The sequence below is a fragment of the Nesterenkonia aerolata genome, from assembly GCF_031470965.1.
In the GTDB taxonomy this organism is placed as follows: Bacteria; Actinomycetota; Actinomycetes; order Actinomycetales; family Micrococcaceae; genus Nesterenkonia; species Nesterenkonia aerolata.
The window spans coordinates 1-16,178 of sequence record NZ_JAVKGR010000014.1; the positions used below are offsets into that span (position 1 = coordinate 1).

The window sequence follows — 16,178 nt, forward strand, 5'->3', positions numbered from 1 at the left end:
CAGGTTGGTGCCGGGTTCCTCAGGCGGTGGCCGGTGTCCACTTTATCAGTATTGCCCTGGAGCGCCCGATAATTGTGATAGCTGCTGAACGGATCGCATGGGGCATTGGGTGAGGGTGAGTTGTTGTGAGTGCGGTTCAAGGCCGGGCGAAGTCCCTGGGCCTGTGGGGCGTCAGGGACATGGGAAGCAGGACAGACCTCGGGGTAGAGGGCTCGGCCACCGGGGAGGTACTTGGAGACTTCACGCGGCAGTGAAGTGGTTCTGTTCTCTTCCGAATGTCGTGATGCAGTTATGGTGACTTACGCGATGAAGGGTGTTCGAGGCTTCGCTGGTTTTCTGTTGGTCATCATGCTCACCGGGTGTATGGGGACGCCGGAGGGGGAGATCGATGTGGGGGCTTCGGATGATTATGACAGTCAGCTCGCTGAGCTGGATCTTGTCGCCACCACGTTCTCTGAAGCCTTCGGTAAAGAGTTCTTCATGGATAACGGTGAAACGTGGAGCACTGAAGAATATAGGAACGAGTTTGGTCCTCGTCCATGTTATTCGCAGACGATGTTCAATACCGCAGTGCATGTCACCGCATCCCATGAAGGTCTCACTGTGGAGGATTTTGAGCGTACGACCCGAGAATCCGCTGAACAGTTAGGCTTCGATAACGTCGGGGAATTGGGTGAGGTGAGATTCTCTGAGAATTTGGTTTCTCTCAGTGGTTCGCTGGAAGGCGGACGAGGTTTGACGGTGTACCGCAGTGATGACTCCGTCCGGCTGGTATACACCACGCCCTGTTCCGCAGAGGAAACACTTCGTGAGGCATACGAGGCAATGGATTAGACGCCTGATACGTGACGAACCCAACGAGTGGATTGAGAACCGTCCCCGGTTCTTTGCCGCTCCTGCCGCATCATGAGCATCTTCGTCATCGTGGTCGAGCGACGGCCGCTCGGATCAGCGGATCAGTAGGTCATGATGAGCTCGTGAGTCCTGATGGGCGCGTCAATGGGTGCAGGGGCACCGCTCGGGGAGATAGAGTCACACGCGCGTCACCCCTACATACACGTCAGGAGACGAACCATGTCAGAGAGTCCCCACCCCGAACGGCAGCACGGCGGAAACCAGCCGCAGTACGGCCAGCCACAACACGGCTACGACGCCGCACCGCCCGTCTACCCGGGTGATGCGCAGCCACCCCGCAAGTCCCAGGGCCTGGGCGTCGCGGCGATGGTATGCGGGATCGCCGGGATCGTACTGTTCTTCATCCCCTTCATCAGCCTGCTGAGCTTCATCTTGGCGCCTCTGGCGCTCATCCTCGGGATCATCGCGGTCAAGAAGCGTCAGGGCCGCGGTATGGGTATCGCCGGGATCATTACCGGTGCGGTCGGGCTTGTCCTGGTGGCGATCACGGTCATCGGTGTCGCGCTCTTCGGCGACGAGATCATGAATGAGCTCGAGCAGATCGAGCAGGAGTCCGGTGTCGTCGTGATCGACTGACTGGTTTATAGCCAGTGCGGGGCCGGGTGCTCGGCACCCTCGCTCAGCCCCTGACCACCACGACCGGCAGCCCAGGTCACCACGGCCCACAGCGGCCCGCGGATCTCCACGGTCTCCGCGCCCGAGCTGCCGGTCGTGGTGTCCCAATCCGGCTGGCCGTCGACGCTGATCCGATAGCTGAGATCTGCGTCCCGGTCACCCAGCGAACCCAGGACATCGACGGCGAGCCGCTCGAGAACAGGCTCCGGCAGGTCCGCGATGCCGAACCCGGCATCGAGGTCCACGGCATGAACCCAGAGCTCACGACTGCGCATCCACAGCGTGCTGAAGAGCGTGATCACCACCCCCTGCCGGGTCTTGACCTCCGCGGCCCACTTCTCCGCTGGCATCTCATCCCAGTCGGCCTCCAGCGCCTCCGCCGTCTGCCGGTCGAGGCGGCGCAACTGGTCACCATCTAGGCGGGCACCGGCCTCAATCTCCTCATCGCGGGCCCGGTGAGAGGCGTACATAGGATTCTCGACGCCGGTCCGCGCCCAGTCCGCCAGCCTGCTCAGCGCCTGCGCGTTGAACGCCATATGCGCGATCACATGCCGGCGGGTCCACATGGCCGCACGGCTCGGCGCATCGAGAGCTGCCTCGTCTAAGGAATCCACCAGCTCGCGCCAGCGGGCAGTGGCGTCCCGGACCAGGGCGCGGTCCGCCCTGATGCCCTCCGTAGTTACCTCAGTCTTCTGCCCGGTGCCCCGAGGGGTGCCCTGAGTGGTGGTCTGTGATGTGTGTTCTGCGGAGTCTCCCATACGGCCATCATCGGACGGCCACGCTCGGCAGCGCCACCGTTCGCGCCCCCGCCGACGGCGCAACCTCCAGGAACCGGGGCCGTCGATGCCCGGCCTCGGCACAGGCGCGCGCCACCGCCGCCTCCAGCGCGGCCACGTCATCGCGGCGGGAGAGCAGCAGCACGGAGCCGCCGAAGCCCCCGCCGATCAGCCGACCACCAGGTGCCCCGTGACGCACGGCGGCCTCGACGATCGTGTTGGCGGCGGGGAAGGAGACCTCCGCCAGATCCCGCATCGAGGCGTGACCGTCGTACATGATCTGCCCGATCATCCCGGCCACATCCTCGGCGGCGACGTGGGCGTCCGAGGCCTTGTCCGCGAGGATCTCCGCGAGCTCCTCGGAGCGCACCATCTCAGTCAGTGCATGGCGCAGTCGACGCCGCACCGCGGCCCGCGGCCGTCCGGCCACCTGCGGCAAACCGGCGGTCCGTCCATCGAAAAGTGCCAACACTCTCGGCACATCTGCTGCACACGCCTGGGCGGAGAGCGCATACCGCAGCTGTTCCACACCGAGCACGTCGGCGGCGGCCTCCGAATCGGCGCGGCGGTCGTCGAACTGGCCGTCGCCGAGCCAATGCGCCTGCCGCGTATCCACCGCGAGGAACACGAAATCCTCCAACAGCCGCTGAGCAGGCAGCCAGTCCACGGAGAAGTCCCGGCAGTCCAAGGACAGCACATCCCCGGCAAGCCCGCGCAGGCTCACCGTCTGATCCAACCCACCGGTCCCGGCGCCGACGATCTCCACTTCAGCGCGCATACAAGCCGATGCCACCTTCGCCCGCAGCTCATCGGTCAGCGCGGCGTCCAAGGTGGCACCGCCGTGCTGCGCACCCAGCGGTGTACCCAGCGCGATGACGGCCAGAGCGGTGGCGCACTCCAGAGCCGCCGAGGAGGACAGCCCACCGCCGATCGGCAGAGTGGAGACGATCAGCAGATCCGCGCCGAACCCCTCCGCCGGGGCCAGTTCCGGATGCTCCCGCCCGAGTGCTGCCAGCGCCCAGGCGGTGCCGGCGACGTACCGGGTCCAGCTCGGGGCGGCCTCGAGCGTGCAGGATCCGCCGTCTGTGACTCTGTTCGGGGCGCCCTCAGGGGCCACATCGCAGAGCCGGATGGTGTGGACGCCGTCGTCGAGCGCGGGGTCCAGGGTCCGCAGGCGCAGGATGCCGTCGTCGCGGGCTGCCGCGGCGGCATAGGTGCCGTGGCTCAGCGCCATCGGCAGACAGCGCCCGGAGTGGAAATCGATGTGTTCTCCGTTGATGTTCGCCCGCCCGGGCGCGAACCAGACCCCGTCGGCCTCCCGGCCGAAGACCTCAAGGAACCGGGCATACAGATCCGCGGCGATCTGCTGGGGATCGCCGGGGGAGAGCCGGTCGACGTCGGAGAACTGCATAATGTCCCAATTCTGCCCCTTTCGGGGACTACAGCGGAATCCGGAAGTGCCCGTGCTGTGTCGTGGTCAGGTCTACGGACCATCGTCGGCCATGATGGAGCCACGCACCGGCGGCCCGGCACGCGGCCGCAGGCAACTGTAGGGGGCTGCTGTGGCGAAGAAGCGCGCAGACAAAGCAACACCTGGGGCGACGTCCCACGAGACAAGCCAGAAGACAACCCAGAAGACCTCCGAGAAGGCATCCCAGAAGACGCAGACCTCGCGGGTCTTCGACATGATCGAGCGGCTGGGGAACAAGCTCCCAGATCCGTTCGTCCTGTTCGTCGTCCTTGCCCTGATCGTCATCGGGCTCTCCGCGGTGGCAAACGCCCTGGGCGCCAGTGCGGAGCACCCGCAGACCGGCGATGATGAGGCGGTCCGCAGCCTGCTCTCCGGCGAGGGCATCCAGTTCATGCTCACCTCGATGCTGGAGAACTTCACCGGCTTCGCCCCCCTGGGCCTGGTGCTGGGGATCATGCTGGGCATCGGGCTGGTGGAGCAGGTCGGCTACCTGGATTACGCCATCCGCAAGAGCGTCAGCCGGGTGCCCGGATACCTGCTGCCGTATATGGCGGTCTTCGTCGGAATCATGGGCAACATCGCCTCCGATGCCGCCATGGTGCTCATCCCGCCGCTGATGGCGATGGCGTTCTATAAGATCGGCCGCCACCCGATCGCCGGGCTCGTCGCCGGTTTCGCCGGGGCCGGGGCGGGATTCACGGCGAACCTCATGGTGGCCGGCACTGATGCTCTGTTAGCCGGTATCACCACCGAGGCGGCGCGCATCGTCGATGACTCGGTCACGGTCAGCCCAGTGGCGAACTGGTACTTCAACATCGTCTGCGTGTTCGTCCTGACGCTCGTCGGCGGGCTGATCACTACGCGGATCACCGAGCGCCGCCTGGGCACCTACGACGGCGACGCCGTCGAGCTGGAGGATGACCGCGCCCCCACTCGGCGTGAGCACAAAGGGTTCCTGCTGGCCACCGGTGCCGGGCTGCTCTACGTGGCGCTGATCGCCGTGGCGGTGCTGATCCCCGGCAGTCCGCTGCAGGGCGAGGACGGCGCCGTCATCGAGTCACCGTTCATGGACGGCATCGTCCCGCTGATCCTCATCTTCTTCATCGTGATCGGTGTGACATACGGGATCATCGTGGGCAAGATCAAGAACACCGGTGACGTCTCGAAGCATATGGCCGCAGCGATGGCGACGATGGGCACCTATATCGTGATGGTGTTTGCCATCGCCCAGTTCATCGAGTACTTCAACTGGTCCAATCTCGGGCTGTGGGTGGCCGTCTCCGGTGCGGAGTTCTTGGAGCGGGTCGGGTTCACCGGGGTGCTGCTGATCCTCACCTACAGCCTGTTCACGGTGCTGCTGAACCTACTGATCACCTCCGGGTCCGCGCAGTGGGCCCTGCAGGCACCGATCTTCGTCCCGATGCTGATGCAGTTGGGCTACCACCCCGGTTTCATCCAGGCGGCCTACCGGATCGGGGATTCCTCGACGAACATCGTCACTCCGCTGTTCCCGTTCATGCCGGTGATCCTGGCCTATATGCAGAAGTACGACAAGAAGGCCGGCATCGGCACATATATTTCGCTGATGCTGCCCTATGCGGTGGGATTCTTCATCGCGTTCAACATCGTGCTCTATGTGTTCTTCTTCCTCGGCATCCCCTTCGGCCCCGGAGTGCCGGTGTATCTGGAGTAGCGCGACGCGGGCCCGGACTGATGAGCCGGACTGATGAGCCGGAATGATGAGACACGATCACCAGTCAGCGATGAGAACGAAGGATGGATATGAGCACAGTGCGCCGAGACTACGAGAACTTCACCGAACCGTCTGACTTCTACCTCACGCAGCTGGACCGGGACACCCACGCCCGGGCACAGGCGGCCCGGGCGGAGCGGGGAGCGATGGGCCGTGAGGCGGGGCAGCGCTCGGCACAGCACTCACCGCGGCACTCGGCGCAACCCGGGAACCACGCCGACGAGCAGATCCACGGGCGGTTAGAGGACATCGTCGATTCACTGCGCGAGGAGCTCACAGCGCTGCTGCACAGCCTGCATCAGCACCCGGAGATCGCCTTCGAGGAGCACCGTTCCGCGGCCGCCGTCGCCGAGCTGCTGCGCCGGCACGGGATCGACGCCGACGTCGGCGCCTTCGGCCTGGAGACCGCGGTGCACGCGGAGATCACCAGCGCCGATTACGACCCGCAGAGGCATCGGACGATCGCCGTGCTCGCCGAATATGACGCCCTGGTCGACCTGGGCCACGGGTGCGGGCATAACGTCATCGCCGCCACCGGGGCCGGCGCCGCCGTCGCACTGGCGGTGTTGCTGAGCGAAGCCCCGTCCGCCTTCCAGGGCCGTGTGGTGTTCTTGGGCACTCCGGCGGAGGAGGGCCGCACGGGTAAGGAGTACATGGCCCGTGCCGGGGCCTTCGACGGCGCCGATGCCGCCATCATGCTCCACCCTTACGGATATGACCTGGCGGATCAGGTGTGGTTGGGGCGCCGTGTGCTCACCGCGGAGTTCTCCGGACGTTCCGCCCATGCCTCCGCCCAGCCGTTCCAGGGCCGCAATGCACTGGATGCCGCCTCCCTGGCGTATCAGGGCATCGGACTGCTGCGGCAGCAGATGCTCCCGGTGGATCGTATCCACGCGGTGATCACCGAGGGTGGCCAGCGGGCCTCGATCATCCCGGACCACGCCGCGATGGACCTCTACGTGCGCTCGAAGTATCCGGAGAGCCTGCGCGAACTGTCCCAGCGGGTGGAGGACATCCTGCAGGGGGCGTCATTGATGACGGGCACGGATCTGAGCCTGACCTGGGACGAGGACCCGCCCAGCCTGCCGGTGCGCACGAATACCGCGTTGACTGACCGGTGGGTTGCCGCACAGTCCCGCCGCGGGCGGGCGCCGCTGCCGGCCGGTGTGGTGCCGGAGACAGTGGCGGCGTCCACCGATTTCGGCAATGTCAGCTACCGGGTGCCGGGGATCCATCCGCTGCTGAAGATCGCTGATTCCGATGTCGCCCTGCACACTGAGGCCTTCCGAGCGGCGGCGGGCTCCCAGGCAGCCGAGCAGGCCGCCGTCGATGGTGCCTATGGGCTGGCAGCCGCCGCGGTGGACTTCCTCATCGATGACGCGCTGGCCGCGCGGGTGCGGGAGGAGTTCGAGCAGGCTGGGGGAGTAGTGGACGTGCCCGGGTTCTTCGGCTGAGGGGATATTCGCGGGATGAGGTTTCCCGCGGGATGGTGCCGTCATCGAAGGATTCAGCTCAGGGCGTGGCGATCTGCTGCTGACGCCTCTGGCCAAGCCCTCGGTGATGTGTTGAGCTGGTGAGGCTGGGGTATTCCGATCCGTGGATCCCTGGAATCGTCACGGCCCGGAAGCGGGCCCGAAGGAGGACAGTATGGAGACCCTGTACACCGCAGAAGCCATCGCCAGCGGCTCCGGCCGCGACGGCCACGTGCGCACTGACGACGCCCGCATCGACCTCGACCTCGCCGCCCCGCAGTCCATGGGCGGCAGCGGCCAGGGCTCCAACCCGGAGCAGCTCTTCGCCTCCGGCTACGCCGCCTGCTTCCACGGTGCCCTGCAGCTGGTGGCCCGTGAGGACGGCAAGGACGTCGGGGACTCCTCCGTGGGTGCGAAGGTCAGCATCGGCAAGGGTGAGGACGGCCTCGGGCTGGCGGTCACCCTCGAGGTGGTCGTGCCGAACCTACCGCAGGACCAGGCACAGGAGCTGGCGGACAAGGCCCACCAGGTGTGCCCCTACTCGAAGGCCACCCGGGGCAACATCGACGTCGAGGTCGTCGTCACTGACGACTGAGGCCCGGTGAAGCCTCGCATCCTCTAGTGAGGGGTCTCGCCTTCAGGGGTGCTGCGGGGCCGGGTTCGGTGCGGCCGGTCTGCGGGGAGAATCGTTCCCGCCGGGCCGGCCGCCGTCGTCGGATGTCGAGTTCTCTGGCTCCTGGATGGTGTCCTCGGAGCCATCATGCAGGGGCGCGGGTTCTGTGGCGGCCCGGTAGGCCCAGATGCCCAGCACGAGGGCGCCGACCACGAGGGCCAGCACCATCACCACAGCTACTCCACGACGCAGCATAGGGTCCAGCATGTCCTGTGCGGATGAGAATCTGATGAGAGCTTGCTGGTGCTCCACCTCATCTGGTGCGGCCGAGCGGCTAGTCTGGGCGCGGGCACTGGTCAGGTGCTGGGCGGACACAGAGGGGTCCTGAGGCACCTGAAGGCATTGAGGGAAGAGACATTGAGGGAAGGACAGGTATGACGACGATCGGCTACATCGTGGGCAGCTGGGCTGAGGGCTCGGTGAACCAGAAGCTGGCCCGTACCCTGGTGGCGCAGGCACCGGAGGACACACAGATGGTGGATCTGGACATCCGTGAGCTGCCGCTCTACGGCCGTCATCTGGATGAGGACTTCCCGCAGGTTATGCAGGATTTCAAGGATCGTGCCTCGGCGGTGGACGGCCTGCTCATCGTCACCCCGGAGCACAACCAGTCCTTCCCCGCCGCGGTGAAGAACGCCGTCGACATCCTCACCCGCCCCGGCGGCACCTCCGTTCTGGGCGGGATGCCGGTGACGATCGCGGGTACTTCACCGGGCCGGTTCGGCACCATCAGCAGTCAGTCTCAGCTGCGTCAGTTCCTGCCGATGCTCGGTGTGCGGTTCATGGGTTCGCCGAACCTCGCCGTCGGCGGGGCGGGGGATGTCTTCGCCGAGGACGGCACCGCCGATGCGCAGACCACTGAGCGGGCACGGAAGTTCATCGCCGCATTCGTCGACTTCGTCCGCGCGGGCTGAGCCGAGCTCAGCAGCACCCCCTCCGCGAATCCCTCAGACGAGTTCCTTCATCTTCTCAGCGATCACCCGGATGGCCCGCTTCGGGGTGACGGTGCTCAGCGCCCGGAAGGCCTTGGCGTCCTTGCCGATGTGCAGACGGAAGGAACCCTTCTCCACCGCATCGACGATCAGCCGCCCTGCCTCCTGCGGTGACGTGGTCGAGGTCTCCGGACGGTCTGCCCCGGCACCGATGTCAGGAGCCTCCTGGCCCGCGGTGCGGTCGACCCCGGAATTGTCACTGATGTTCGTGGCGATCGCCCCCGGGAAGACGGTGGTCACCCGAACCGGGCTGCCCTGCAGCTCCGCGTAGAGTCCCTCGGTGAAGAGGTTGACCGCCGCCTTCGAAGCGCCGTAGAAGGCCTGCCCCGGCACCGGCAGGATCGAGCCCATCGATGAGACGTTCACCAGCGCGGACACCGGGCGGCGCTTGAGCTCCGGCAGGAACGCCTTGACCGTATTCACCGTGCCCCAGAAGTTCACGGCGAAGACCCGCTCCATGTCGGTGAAGTCCAGATCAGAGACGTGGACGAAGGGCTGGATGATCCCTGCCACATTGATCAGGCCGTCAATACCGCCGTGCTGCTGGCGGATCTGCTCGGGCAGAGCGAGCACTGAGGCGCGGTCGGTGATGTCGATGGGGTGTGCGGTGAACAGCGCCCCGAAATCGGGGTTCTCCGTGCTCGCCAGATGCTGAGTCTCCTCCAGCCCCTCCGAGCGGAGGTCGATGCCGGCGACCCGACCCCCACGGCGGAGGACCTCCAAGGCCGTGTGCTGCCCGATTCCGGCTCCTGCACCGGTGATGACGAATGTGCGTCCTGAGATGTCCATCGGATGCTCCCTCTCGTGCCCCGGCCGCCGTACCCCCGGCGGTGCCCCTCATCGGGCGAGCAGCGCGCAGGCGTGGGCGGCGGCGTCTTCGAACAGCTGTGCGGCGCGCTGGAGGAGTTCCCCCAGCTCAGCCGGACCCGGTGCGAGGGACAGGGCAGCGGTCAGGCCTGCGTCCCGGCACTCGCGCGGGCTCAGTCTCACGGTACCTGCGATCACCACGACGGCGGCACCCTGCGGTGCCTGCTCCTTCACGGCGGCGACGACTTTGCCGTCCAGGGATTGCGAGTCCAGGCTGCCCTCACCGGTGAGGACGATATCGGTGCCGGCCAGAGCCTCACGCAGTCCGACGGCATCAGCCACCATGCGGGCACCGGGCACCACCTCAGCGCCGAGAAGTGTTACCAGAGTGACGGGGATGCCCCCGGCTGCGCCGAAGCCGACGCGGCTGCGGAGTGCGTCCCCGGAATCTTCTGTATGTGCGGCAAGCACCTCGGCCAGATGCCAGAGCCCAGCGTCCAGAGCGGCGACGTCGGCATCGTCGGCACCCTTCTGCGGCCCGAAGACGGCGGCTGCGCCCTGAGGTCCGGTGAGTGGATTCTCCACATCGACGGCCAGCCGCCAGCGCACCTGGTGGGCTGCCGGGAGCAGCCCGGTGAGATCGACCCTGGAGATCGCGGCCAGCCCGGCCCCGCCGGGGGTGACCGGTGCGCCGGCGTCGTCGAGGAAACGGGCCCCCAGAGCGTTCAGGATGCCGGTACCCCCGTCCGTGGTGGCCGAGCCGCCCAGGCACACCAGGATCTCGGCCGGGGGCGTGGGCCTCTCCAGCAGGTGACGGGCGATCAGGCCGACCCCGTAGGTGTCCGCGCGCTGCGGCTGCGGTGCGAGGTCGGAGACCTGGGGCAGCCCGTTGGCCTGCGCGGCCTCGATCACCGCGGTGCGCCCGTCAGGGGAGCGGCCGCACCGTGCGAGGGCGGGCCGTGCCAGCGCATCCACGGTCTCGATAGTTTCGGCCCGTGTGCCCCACACGGCGAGCAGTGCATCGAGGGTGCCCTCGCCGCCGTCGGCGAACGGGAGCTCGAGGACCGCCGCCTGGGGAAGGGCCTGCCGCGCCCCACGAGCCAGCGCGGCCGCGGCCTCCGGCGCAGAGACAGAACCTTTGAACGAGTCCGGACAGCAGACGATGCGCGGTGAGAGGGTCATAGCCGCATCCTAGAGGCGGAGCCCGGTGCCGCGGAACGTTTCAGTGGTATTCGCGTGGCCTATGGGTGCCGGTGGGGCGGCTGAGTGAGTACTCACCGGGTCCCAAGCGTCACCGACTCCGTCGTCCACTGCCGGGCCTGCTCGCTCAGGGTGATGCCCAGCCCCGGGCGTTCGGGGATCAGCATCCGGCCGTCACGGGTCTCCAGGCGCTGTTCGAACAGAGGATTCAGCCAGTCGAAGTGCTCCACCCACGGTTCGCGCGGGTAGCAGGCCGCCAGGTGCAGGTGGATCTCCATGGCGAAGTGCGGAGCCAGGTCCAATCCCTTCTGATCGGCGAAAGTCATCAGCCGCAGGAACTGGGTGATCCCGCCGACGCGCGGCGCATCGGGTTGGATGATGTCACAGGCGTCTCCGGCGATCAGCCGCTCGTGCTCGGCCACAGAGGCCAGCATCTCTCCTGTGGCGATGGGAGTGTCCAGCGTCCGGGTCAGACGGGCATGACCCTCGACGTCGTAGGCGTCCAGCGGTTCCTCGATCCAGGTGAGATCGAACTCCTCAAGACGTCGGCCCATCCGCAGCGCAGTGCTGCGGTCCCACTGCTGGTTCGCGTCCACCATCAGGGGCATATCGTCGCCGATGGTTTCGCGGACTCCCGCCACACGCCGGACGTCCTCGGCGCCGTCGGGCAGCCCCACCTTCACCTTGATCCCGCCGATGCCCTCGGCCACGGACTGTGAGGCCCGCTCCTGGACCTCCTCCAGAGAGGCGTTGAGAAACCCTCCCGAGGTGTTGTAGGTGCGCACCGAATCCCGGTGGGCGCCCAGCAGCTTCGCCAAGGGCAGACCGGCGCGCTTGGCCTTGAGATCGTAGAGTGCGACGTCGATCGCCGCCAGCGCCTGGGTGGCCAGCCCGCTGCGGCCGACGGAGGCACCGGCCCACTGGAGCTTGACCAGGAGCCGAGCAATATCATTCGGGTCCTCTCCGATGAGCCCGTCGGCGACTTCCTGCGCGTGCCGATACTGGGCCGGCCCACCGGCCCGCTTCGAGTAGGTGAAGCCGATTCCCTCGAACCCCTGTTCGGTGGTGATCTCGGCGAAGAGGAAGACCACCTCGGTCATCGGACGCTGCCGACCGGTGAAGACCTTCGCGTCGGAGATGGGCACCTCCAGCGGCAGGGTGATCGAGGACAGCTTCACGGATCGGATGGCATCACGGGACATGGGGCTCCTCAGGTATCGGATGTCAGGTGTGGGGTGAGCGGAGATGATCGGTGTTGCTCAGGGGGAATCGGTCAGTCGAGGCTTGTCAGTTGGGCCCGATGCCGATGAGATCCTCGGTGCGGGTGCCGCGGCGTGCGGCGACGATCTTCAGCACGACGGGGACAATGATCACCAGTACGAAGAGGATCAGGATGCTCAGAGCGATGGGACGCTCAGTCACCATCGAGAGGTCCCCCTGGAACATCATCAGGCTGCGCCGGAAGTTGTCCTCCAGAAGCGAGCCGAGCACGAAGGCGAGCACCAGCGGTGCCGGGTCGAAGCCGAACTTCTTCATCAGGTAGCCGAGGATGCCGAACACGATGACGACCATGACCTCGAAGAAACGGTTGGCAACGGTGAAGGCGCCCATGCAGACGATGAGGATGGTGATCGGGGCGAGGATCGTCGACCGTACGTAGAGGATCCGCACGAAGATGCCGATCAGCGGGATGCTGAGGACCAGGAGCACAACGTTGCCCAGGTACATCGAGTTGATGACGCCCCAGAACAGTTCAGGGCTGTTCACCACCAGCTGGGGTCCGGGTGCGATGCCCTGGATCATCAGGGCACCGAACATGACAGCCATCGTGGCGTTGGCCGGGATGCCGAGGGAGAGCAGGGGGATGAACGATGACGTCGCTGCTGCGTTGTTTGCCGTCTCTGGACCGGCGATGCCCTCGATGGCACCCTTGCCGAACCGGGAGGGATCTTTGGCGACACGCTTCTCTACGCCGTAGGAGACCATGGAGGAGACGGTGGCGCCACCGCCGGGAAGGATTCCGAGGACGAACCCCAGAACTCCGCCCCGAGCCATGGGGGCAGCTGACTGTTTGAGGTCTGAACCCGTTGGGAGGACCTTATCCACCTTGATCGGTTTGGGCTGACCGAGATGACGACGCTCAAGAGCGTAGAGAATCTCAGCGAGGCCGAAGACACCCATCGCGATCGGCACGAACTGCAAGCCGTCGGCAAGATCCATGTTTCCACCGGTGTATCGCAGTTCACCGGTGAAAGCATCCCGGCCGACGACGGCGAACATGAGCCCCAATGTGGCAGCGACCAGGGACTTCAACATGGTGCCGTTGCTGATCGTGGCCACCAGCAGGATACCCAGCAGCGCCAGTGCGGCGTATTCAGGTGGGCCGAAACGCAGCGCCCACTGGCCAACGATCGGGGCGACGAATGTCAGTGCGACGATCGCCAGGGTGCCTCCCAGGAAAGACGCGATGGCGCCGATTCCGATCGCCTTGCCGCCCTCTCCCTTCTGGCCCATCGGGTAGCCCTCGATGACGGTGATCGCTGAGCTCGTCTCACCGGGCAGTTTGAGCAGCACCGCGGTGACGGTGCCTCCATAGATCGCGCCGTAGAAGATACCGGCGAGCATGATGATGGCGGTGACCGGTTCCATGCCGTAGGTCAGCGGCAGCAGGATTGCGATAGTCGCGGCGGGACCAAGACCCGGCAAAACCCCGATAACCATGCCGACGAGAACACCGACGAAGCAGAAGACGAGGTTCTGCGGTTGGAGGACGACCTCAAATCCCTCAATGATTGGTGCGAAATCCATGGTGTCTGCCTTTCAGGAGAGCGACAGGTTGCTGGCGCTCAGAACAGTCGAGGAAGTGGGACGCTCAGCCCAGTGACGAAGATGAGATATGTGGCGAGGACAGCGGCCAGGCCTACAGGGATGGAGATTCTGTATTTCTCGCCCCCGAGGACGCTCATCCAGAAGACCATGAGTAGAAACGCTGGAATCTCGAAGCCGATGAGGGGCATCAACTGTGTCGACACGAGGAGAGCAACCGCTCCGACGGCGACTCCGATCGCTTTGCTGGTGATCTTCTCGGCATCGTGGAAGTGCCTGGCGCGCAGGGCGATCGCCAGTCCCAGTGCCATAAGTAACACTGACAGGACTGCTGGCCAGGTTCCTGACCGTGGTGCACCTAACGATCCAAGGCCTAACCGCCAAGCCTCCACCGCGACGAAGATCCCGCCGACGGTGATGAACACTCCGCAGACCAGATTGGTCACGGCTCCGGCAGCTGGAGGTACATAGTTCGCTGGGTCGGTTGACTCCTCATGGTCACGGTTGGTGCTGGTGTCATCGCCTTCGATGGTTTCCAGCTTGCTCATGAGTCGTTCCCACCGAGATCGATGTCGTTCTCTTCCATCAGCTGCTCATACTGATCCTTCATCGATGTCCACTCTTCGACGACTTCCTCACCGGAAAGTTCCGCGGGCGTGAGGTAGTTGTCTTCATTGAACTGCTGGTAGGCCTCACTGGCCTGGATCTCGTCGACTCCGTCCTCCAGTGTCTGAAGCACATCGTCCGAGGCTCCTGCTGGCATTGCGAGCGCCCGGTACTGAGATACCTGGACGTCGTAGCCCTCTTCGGTCGCGGTCGGGGTGTCCGGAAGGTACTCAATGCGCTCGTCGGCGAAAATGGCGATGGGGCGGACTGTGCCGGACTCGATCTGCGGCATAGCCTCGCCGACCTGAACGGTAGCTACTTCGACCTGGTCACCCATCACCGCGGTGAGGGCCGGGGCGCCGCTGTCGAATGAGACCTCGTTTCCGTCGATCTCTGCTTCATTCATAAGGAGCACCTGCGCGAGCTGGCTTGCTGTTCCCACACCGGCTGTGCCGTAGGTGATTGTGCGGTCTGCCTCGACCATGTCGGCAATCGTCTCGATGTCACTGTCCGCGTTGGCAATGAGGACGTAGTCATCCTGGGAAAGGCCCTTGACCACGTCGAGGTCTTCAAAGTCGACAGCCTCGTCTTCTGAGACGACCAGCGACGTGATGCTCATGAGCGAAGCATTGAGCAGCACGAGGTTGTATCCGTCGGGGTCCTGAGAGGCGACATCCTGAGTGGCGAGTGCGCCGTTCGCGCCGGGCTGGTTCTCGACGGTCATGGAGACACCGAGTGCATCTTGTGATCCATCTGCGACGGCACGAGCGATGAGGTCGGTGCTTCCACCAGCCTCCTGTCCGACTGTCAGCGTGATGTTCTCGTTCGGGAAGTCAGAATCGTCGGCACTGCCATCTGTGACGCCCCCGCAGGCTGACAAGGTCAGTGCCGCAGTGGCGACCATGGCAAGCGGTAATGACTTGCGGTGAGTTGCGTGGGGACGGGGCATGACTCCTCCTTGAGTGCGGAATGACAGCTCGACTGTGAACGGAATCACAGCGTGAGTGGTGGTAGTGAGCCTAGAGAAGTCTTGCGATACCTGTCTAAGCCTCAAAGTGTATGAAGCGATACTCTTGGGGTATGAACCTGCAGTTGGTGTCAACGGAAGGTGCGTAATGTTCACACTGGATCAGGCGCGGGCGTTCGTAGCGGTAGCGGAGGAGCTTCACTTCGGGCGTGCCGCGGAGCGACTGCATATGACGCAACCGCCGCTGAGCCGCCAGGTGCAGAAGCTGGAGAAGGCTCTTGACGTGGGGCTGCTCATCAGAGGCTCGCGAGGCGTGACCTTGACCGCCGCCGGAACTGCATTTCTGGATGAGTGCCGACAGCTGCTCGATCGGGCCGATCGAGCACCGCAGAGAGCACGCCTCATTGACGCAGGCCAAGAAGGGTTGCTGCGGCTCGGGTACACGGCCGCCTCATCGTTCAGCATCCTGGGTGGCCTGCTCTCGGCCCTGAAGGAGCGTGCTCCAGGTGTGAGTATTGAGCTCCGTGAGATGGTGACTGCTCAGCAAATGGAAGCTCTGCGCACCGGAGCAATCGATATGGGCCTGGCACGTCCGCCGTTTCCTGACGATGACGCGGTGTCCTCGCCCCTGCTTCAGGAGGCTCTCGTGGTCGCGCTTCACCACGAGCATCCGTTGGCTCGCCGCGGTCAACCGGTCACTGCAGCTGAGGTGCGTCGTGAGCCATTGATTATGCACTCCACTGAGCATGCCCGGTATTTCCGTGATCTTGTGGTCGGTCTACTGGACGTTCGGGAAGACCAAGTGACTCATACCGTCAGTCAGGTTCTGACAATGATGACTCTCGTGGCAGCTGGGCATGGTTGTGCTCTTGTGCCGGATTCGGCGGCGCGATTGGGCCTTCCGAAGGTGACTTTGTTGCCTCTCGTCGAGTCCCCGTCGGATGTGGTGCAACTTCATGCGATGTGGTCTAGGGGTTCGACCAATCCGGCTCTCAAGGTGGTGTTGCCCATCGTGAAGCTGATGCGACCGAATAGGTGATGCATGAAAGGTATCGATTCATGTGAATAGAGGCTTGGACAGGCATCGTTGACGGTCTATAGCGTC

The 16,178-nt window shown here is 65.0% G+C and carries 16 protein-coding genes; 7 read left to right on the forward strand and 9 right to left on the reverse strand.

Translation table 11 applies throughout. The features are described 5' to 3' along the window. Window positions 1-231: 231 nt before the first annotated feature. Complete coding sequence (locus tag RIL96_RS10370; protein ID WP_310548950.1) at window positions 232-834, forward strand: hypothetical protein; 603 nt, start codon at window positions 232-234, stop codon at window positions 832-834. A 240-nt stretch (window positions 835-1,074) separates the two neighbouring features. After that, window positions 1,075-1,491, forward strand: a complete 417-nt coding sequence (locus RIL96_RS10375) for a DUF4190 domain-containing protein (RefSeq protein WP_310548951.1) — start codon at window positions 1,075-1,077, stop codon at window positions 1,489-1,491. 5 nt (window positions 1,492-1,496) lie between these two features. Here the strand turns inward: RIL96_RS10375 and RIL96_RS10380 are convergent, their stop codons facing one another. Both RIL96_RS10380 and RIL96_RS10385 read right to left on the reverse strand, forming a co-directional pair. Next, entirely contained in the window at window positions 1,497-2,288 is a 792-nt protein-coding gene (locus RIL96_RS10380; RefSeq protein WP_310548952.1) for a maleylpyruvate isomerase family mycothiol-dependent enzyme, read from the reverse strand. 7 nt (window positions 2,289-2,295) lie between these two features. Further along, the gene (locus RIL96_RS10385) at window positions 2,296-3,717 is read right to left on the reverse strand and encodes a galactokinase (RefSeq protein WP_310548953.1); all 1,422 of its coding nucleotides are present in this window, start codon (window positions 3,715-3,717) and stop codon (window positions 2,296-2,298) included. A 151-nt stretch (window positions 3,718-3,868) separates the two neighbouring features. On the opposite strand from RIL96_RS10385, the gene RIL96_RS10390 reads away from it, so the two are divergent. From RIL96_RS10390 to RIL96_RS10400, 3 genes are all read left to right on the forward strand, one after another. After that, complete coding sequence (locus RIL96_RS10390; protein WP_310548954.1) at window positions 3,869-5,470, forward strand: AbgT family transporter; 1,602 nt, start codon at window positions 3,869-3,871, stop codon at window positions 5,468-5,470. A gap of 89 nt (window positions 5,471-5,559) precedes the next feature. Next, complete coding sequence (locus RIL96_RS10395) at window positions 5,560-6,984, forward strand: amidohydrolase (protein WP_310548955.1); 1,425 nt, start codon at window positions 5,560-5,562, stop codon at window positions 6,982-6,984. Window positions 6,985-7,177: 193 nt separating this feature from the next. After that, window positions 7,178-7,597 (forward strand): organic hydroperoxide resistance protein, encoded by a 420-nt coding sequence (locus RIL96_RS10400; protein WP_310548956.1) that lies wholly within the window; start codon window positions 7,178-7,180, stop codon window positions 7,595-7,597. A 42-nt stretch (window positions 7,598-7,639) separates the two neighbouring features. Here the strand turns inward: RIL96_RS10400 and RIL96_RS10405 are convergent, their stop codons facing one another. Continuing rightward, window positions 7,640-7,882 carry a hypothetical protein gene (locus RIL96_RS10405; RefSeq protein ID WP_310548957.1) on the reverse strand — a complete coding sequence of 81 codons (243 nt, stop codon included), beginning with the start codon at window positions 7,880-7,882 and terminating at the stop codon, window positions 7,640-7,642. A gap of 167 nt (window positions 7,883-8,049) precedes the next feature. Between RIL96_RS10405 and RIL96_RS10410 the strand changes: the two genes are divergently transcribed. Continuing rightward, on the forward strand, window positions 8,050-8,589 hold the full coding sequence (locus RIL96_RS10410; protein WP_310548958.1) for an NADPH-dependent FMN reductase: 540 nt from the start codon (window positions 8,050-8,052) through the stop codon (window positions 8,587-8,589). 33 nt (window positions 8,590-8,622) lie between these two features. Here RIL96_RS10410 and RIL96_RS10415 read toward each other — a convergent pair whose 3' ends face one another. The 6 genes from RIL96_RS10415 to RIL96_RS10440 all read right to left on the reverse strand — a co-directional run bounded on the left by RIL96_RS10415 (window position 8,623) and on the right by RIL96_RS10440 (window position 15,055). Next, window positions 8,623-9,456 carry an SDR family NAD(P)-dependent oxidoreductase gene (locus RIL96_RS10415; protein ID WP_310548959.1) on the reverse strand — a complete coding sequence of 278 codons (834 nt, stop codon included), beginning with the start codon at window positions 9,454-9,456 and terminating at the stop codon, window positions 8,623-8,625. Between the two features lie 48 nt (window positions 9,457-9,504). Next, window positions 9,505-10,656: a glycerate kinase gene (locus tag RIL96_RS10420; RefSeq protein ID WP_310548960.1), complete on the reverse strand. Its 1,152-nt coding sequence runs from the start codon at window positions 10,654-10,656 to the stop codon at window positions 9,505-9,507. 92 nt (window positions 10,657-10,748) lie between these two features. Next, complete coding sequence (locus RIL96_RS10425) at window positions 10,749-11,876, reverse strand: L-talarate/galactarate dehydratase (protein WP_310548961.1); 1,128 nt, start codon at window positions 11,874-11,876, stop codon at window positions 10,749-10,751. Between the two features lie 85 nt (window positions 11,877-11,961). Beyond that, window positions 11,962-13,482 (reverse strand): tripartite tricarboxylate transporter permease, encoded by a 1,521-nt coding sequence (locus RIL96_RS10430; RefSeq protein ID WP_310548962.1) that lies wholly within the window; start codon window positions 13,480-13,482, stop codon window positions 11,962-11,964. A gap of 38 nt (window positions 13,483-13,520) precedes the next feature. Continuing rightward, window positions 13,521-14,048 carry a tripartite tricarboxylate transporter TctB family protein gene (locus RIL96_RS10435; protein ID WP_310548963.1) on the reverse strand — a complete coding sequence of 176 codons (528 nt, stop codon included), beginning with the start codon at window positions 14,046-14,048 and terminating at the stop codon, window positions 13,521-13,523. After that, window positions 14,045-15,055, reverse strand: coding sequence for a Bug family tripartite tricarboxylate transporter substrate binding protein (locus RIL96_RS10440; protein ID WP_310548964.1), 1,011 nt, complete (start codon window positions 15,053-15,055; stop codon window positions 14,045-14,047). Before RIL96_RS10440 ends, RIL96_RS10435 begins: the two co-directional genes overlap by 4 nt. A 166-nt stretch (window positions 15,056-15,221) precedes the next feature. On the opposite strand from RIL96_RS10440, the gene RIL96_RS10445 reads away from it, so the two are divergent. Beyond that, on the forward strand, window positions 15,222-16,112 hold the full coding sequence (locus RIL96_RS10445; protein ID WP_310548965.1) for a LysR family transcriptional regulator: 891 nt from the start codon (window positions 15,222-15,224) through the stop codon (window positions 16,110-16,112). Window positions 16,113-16,178: the final 66 nt, after the last annotated feature.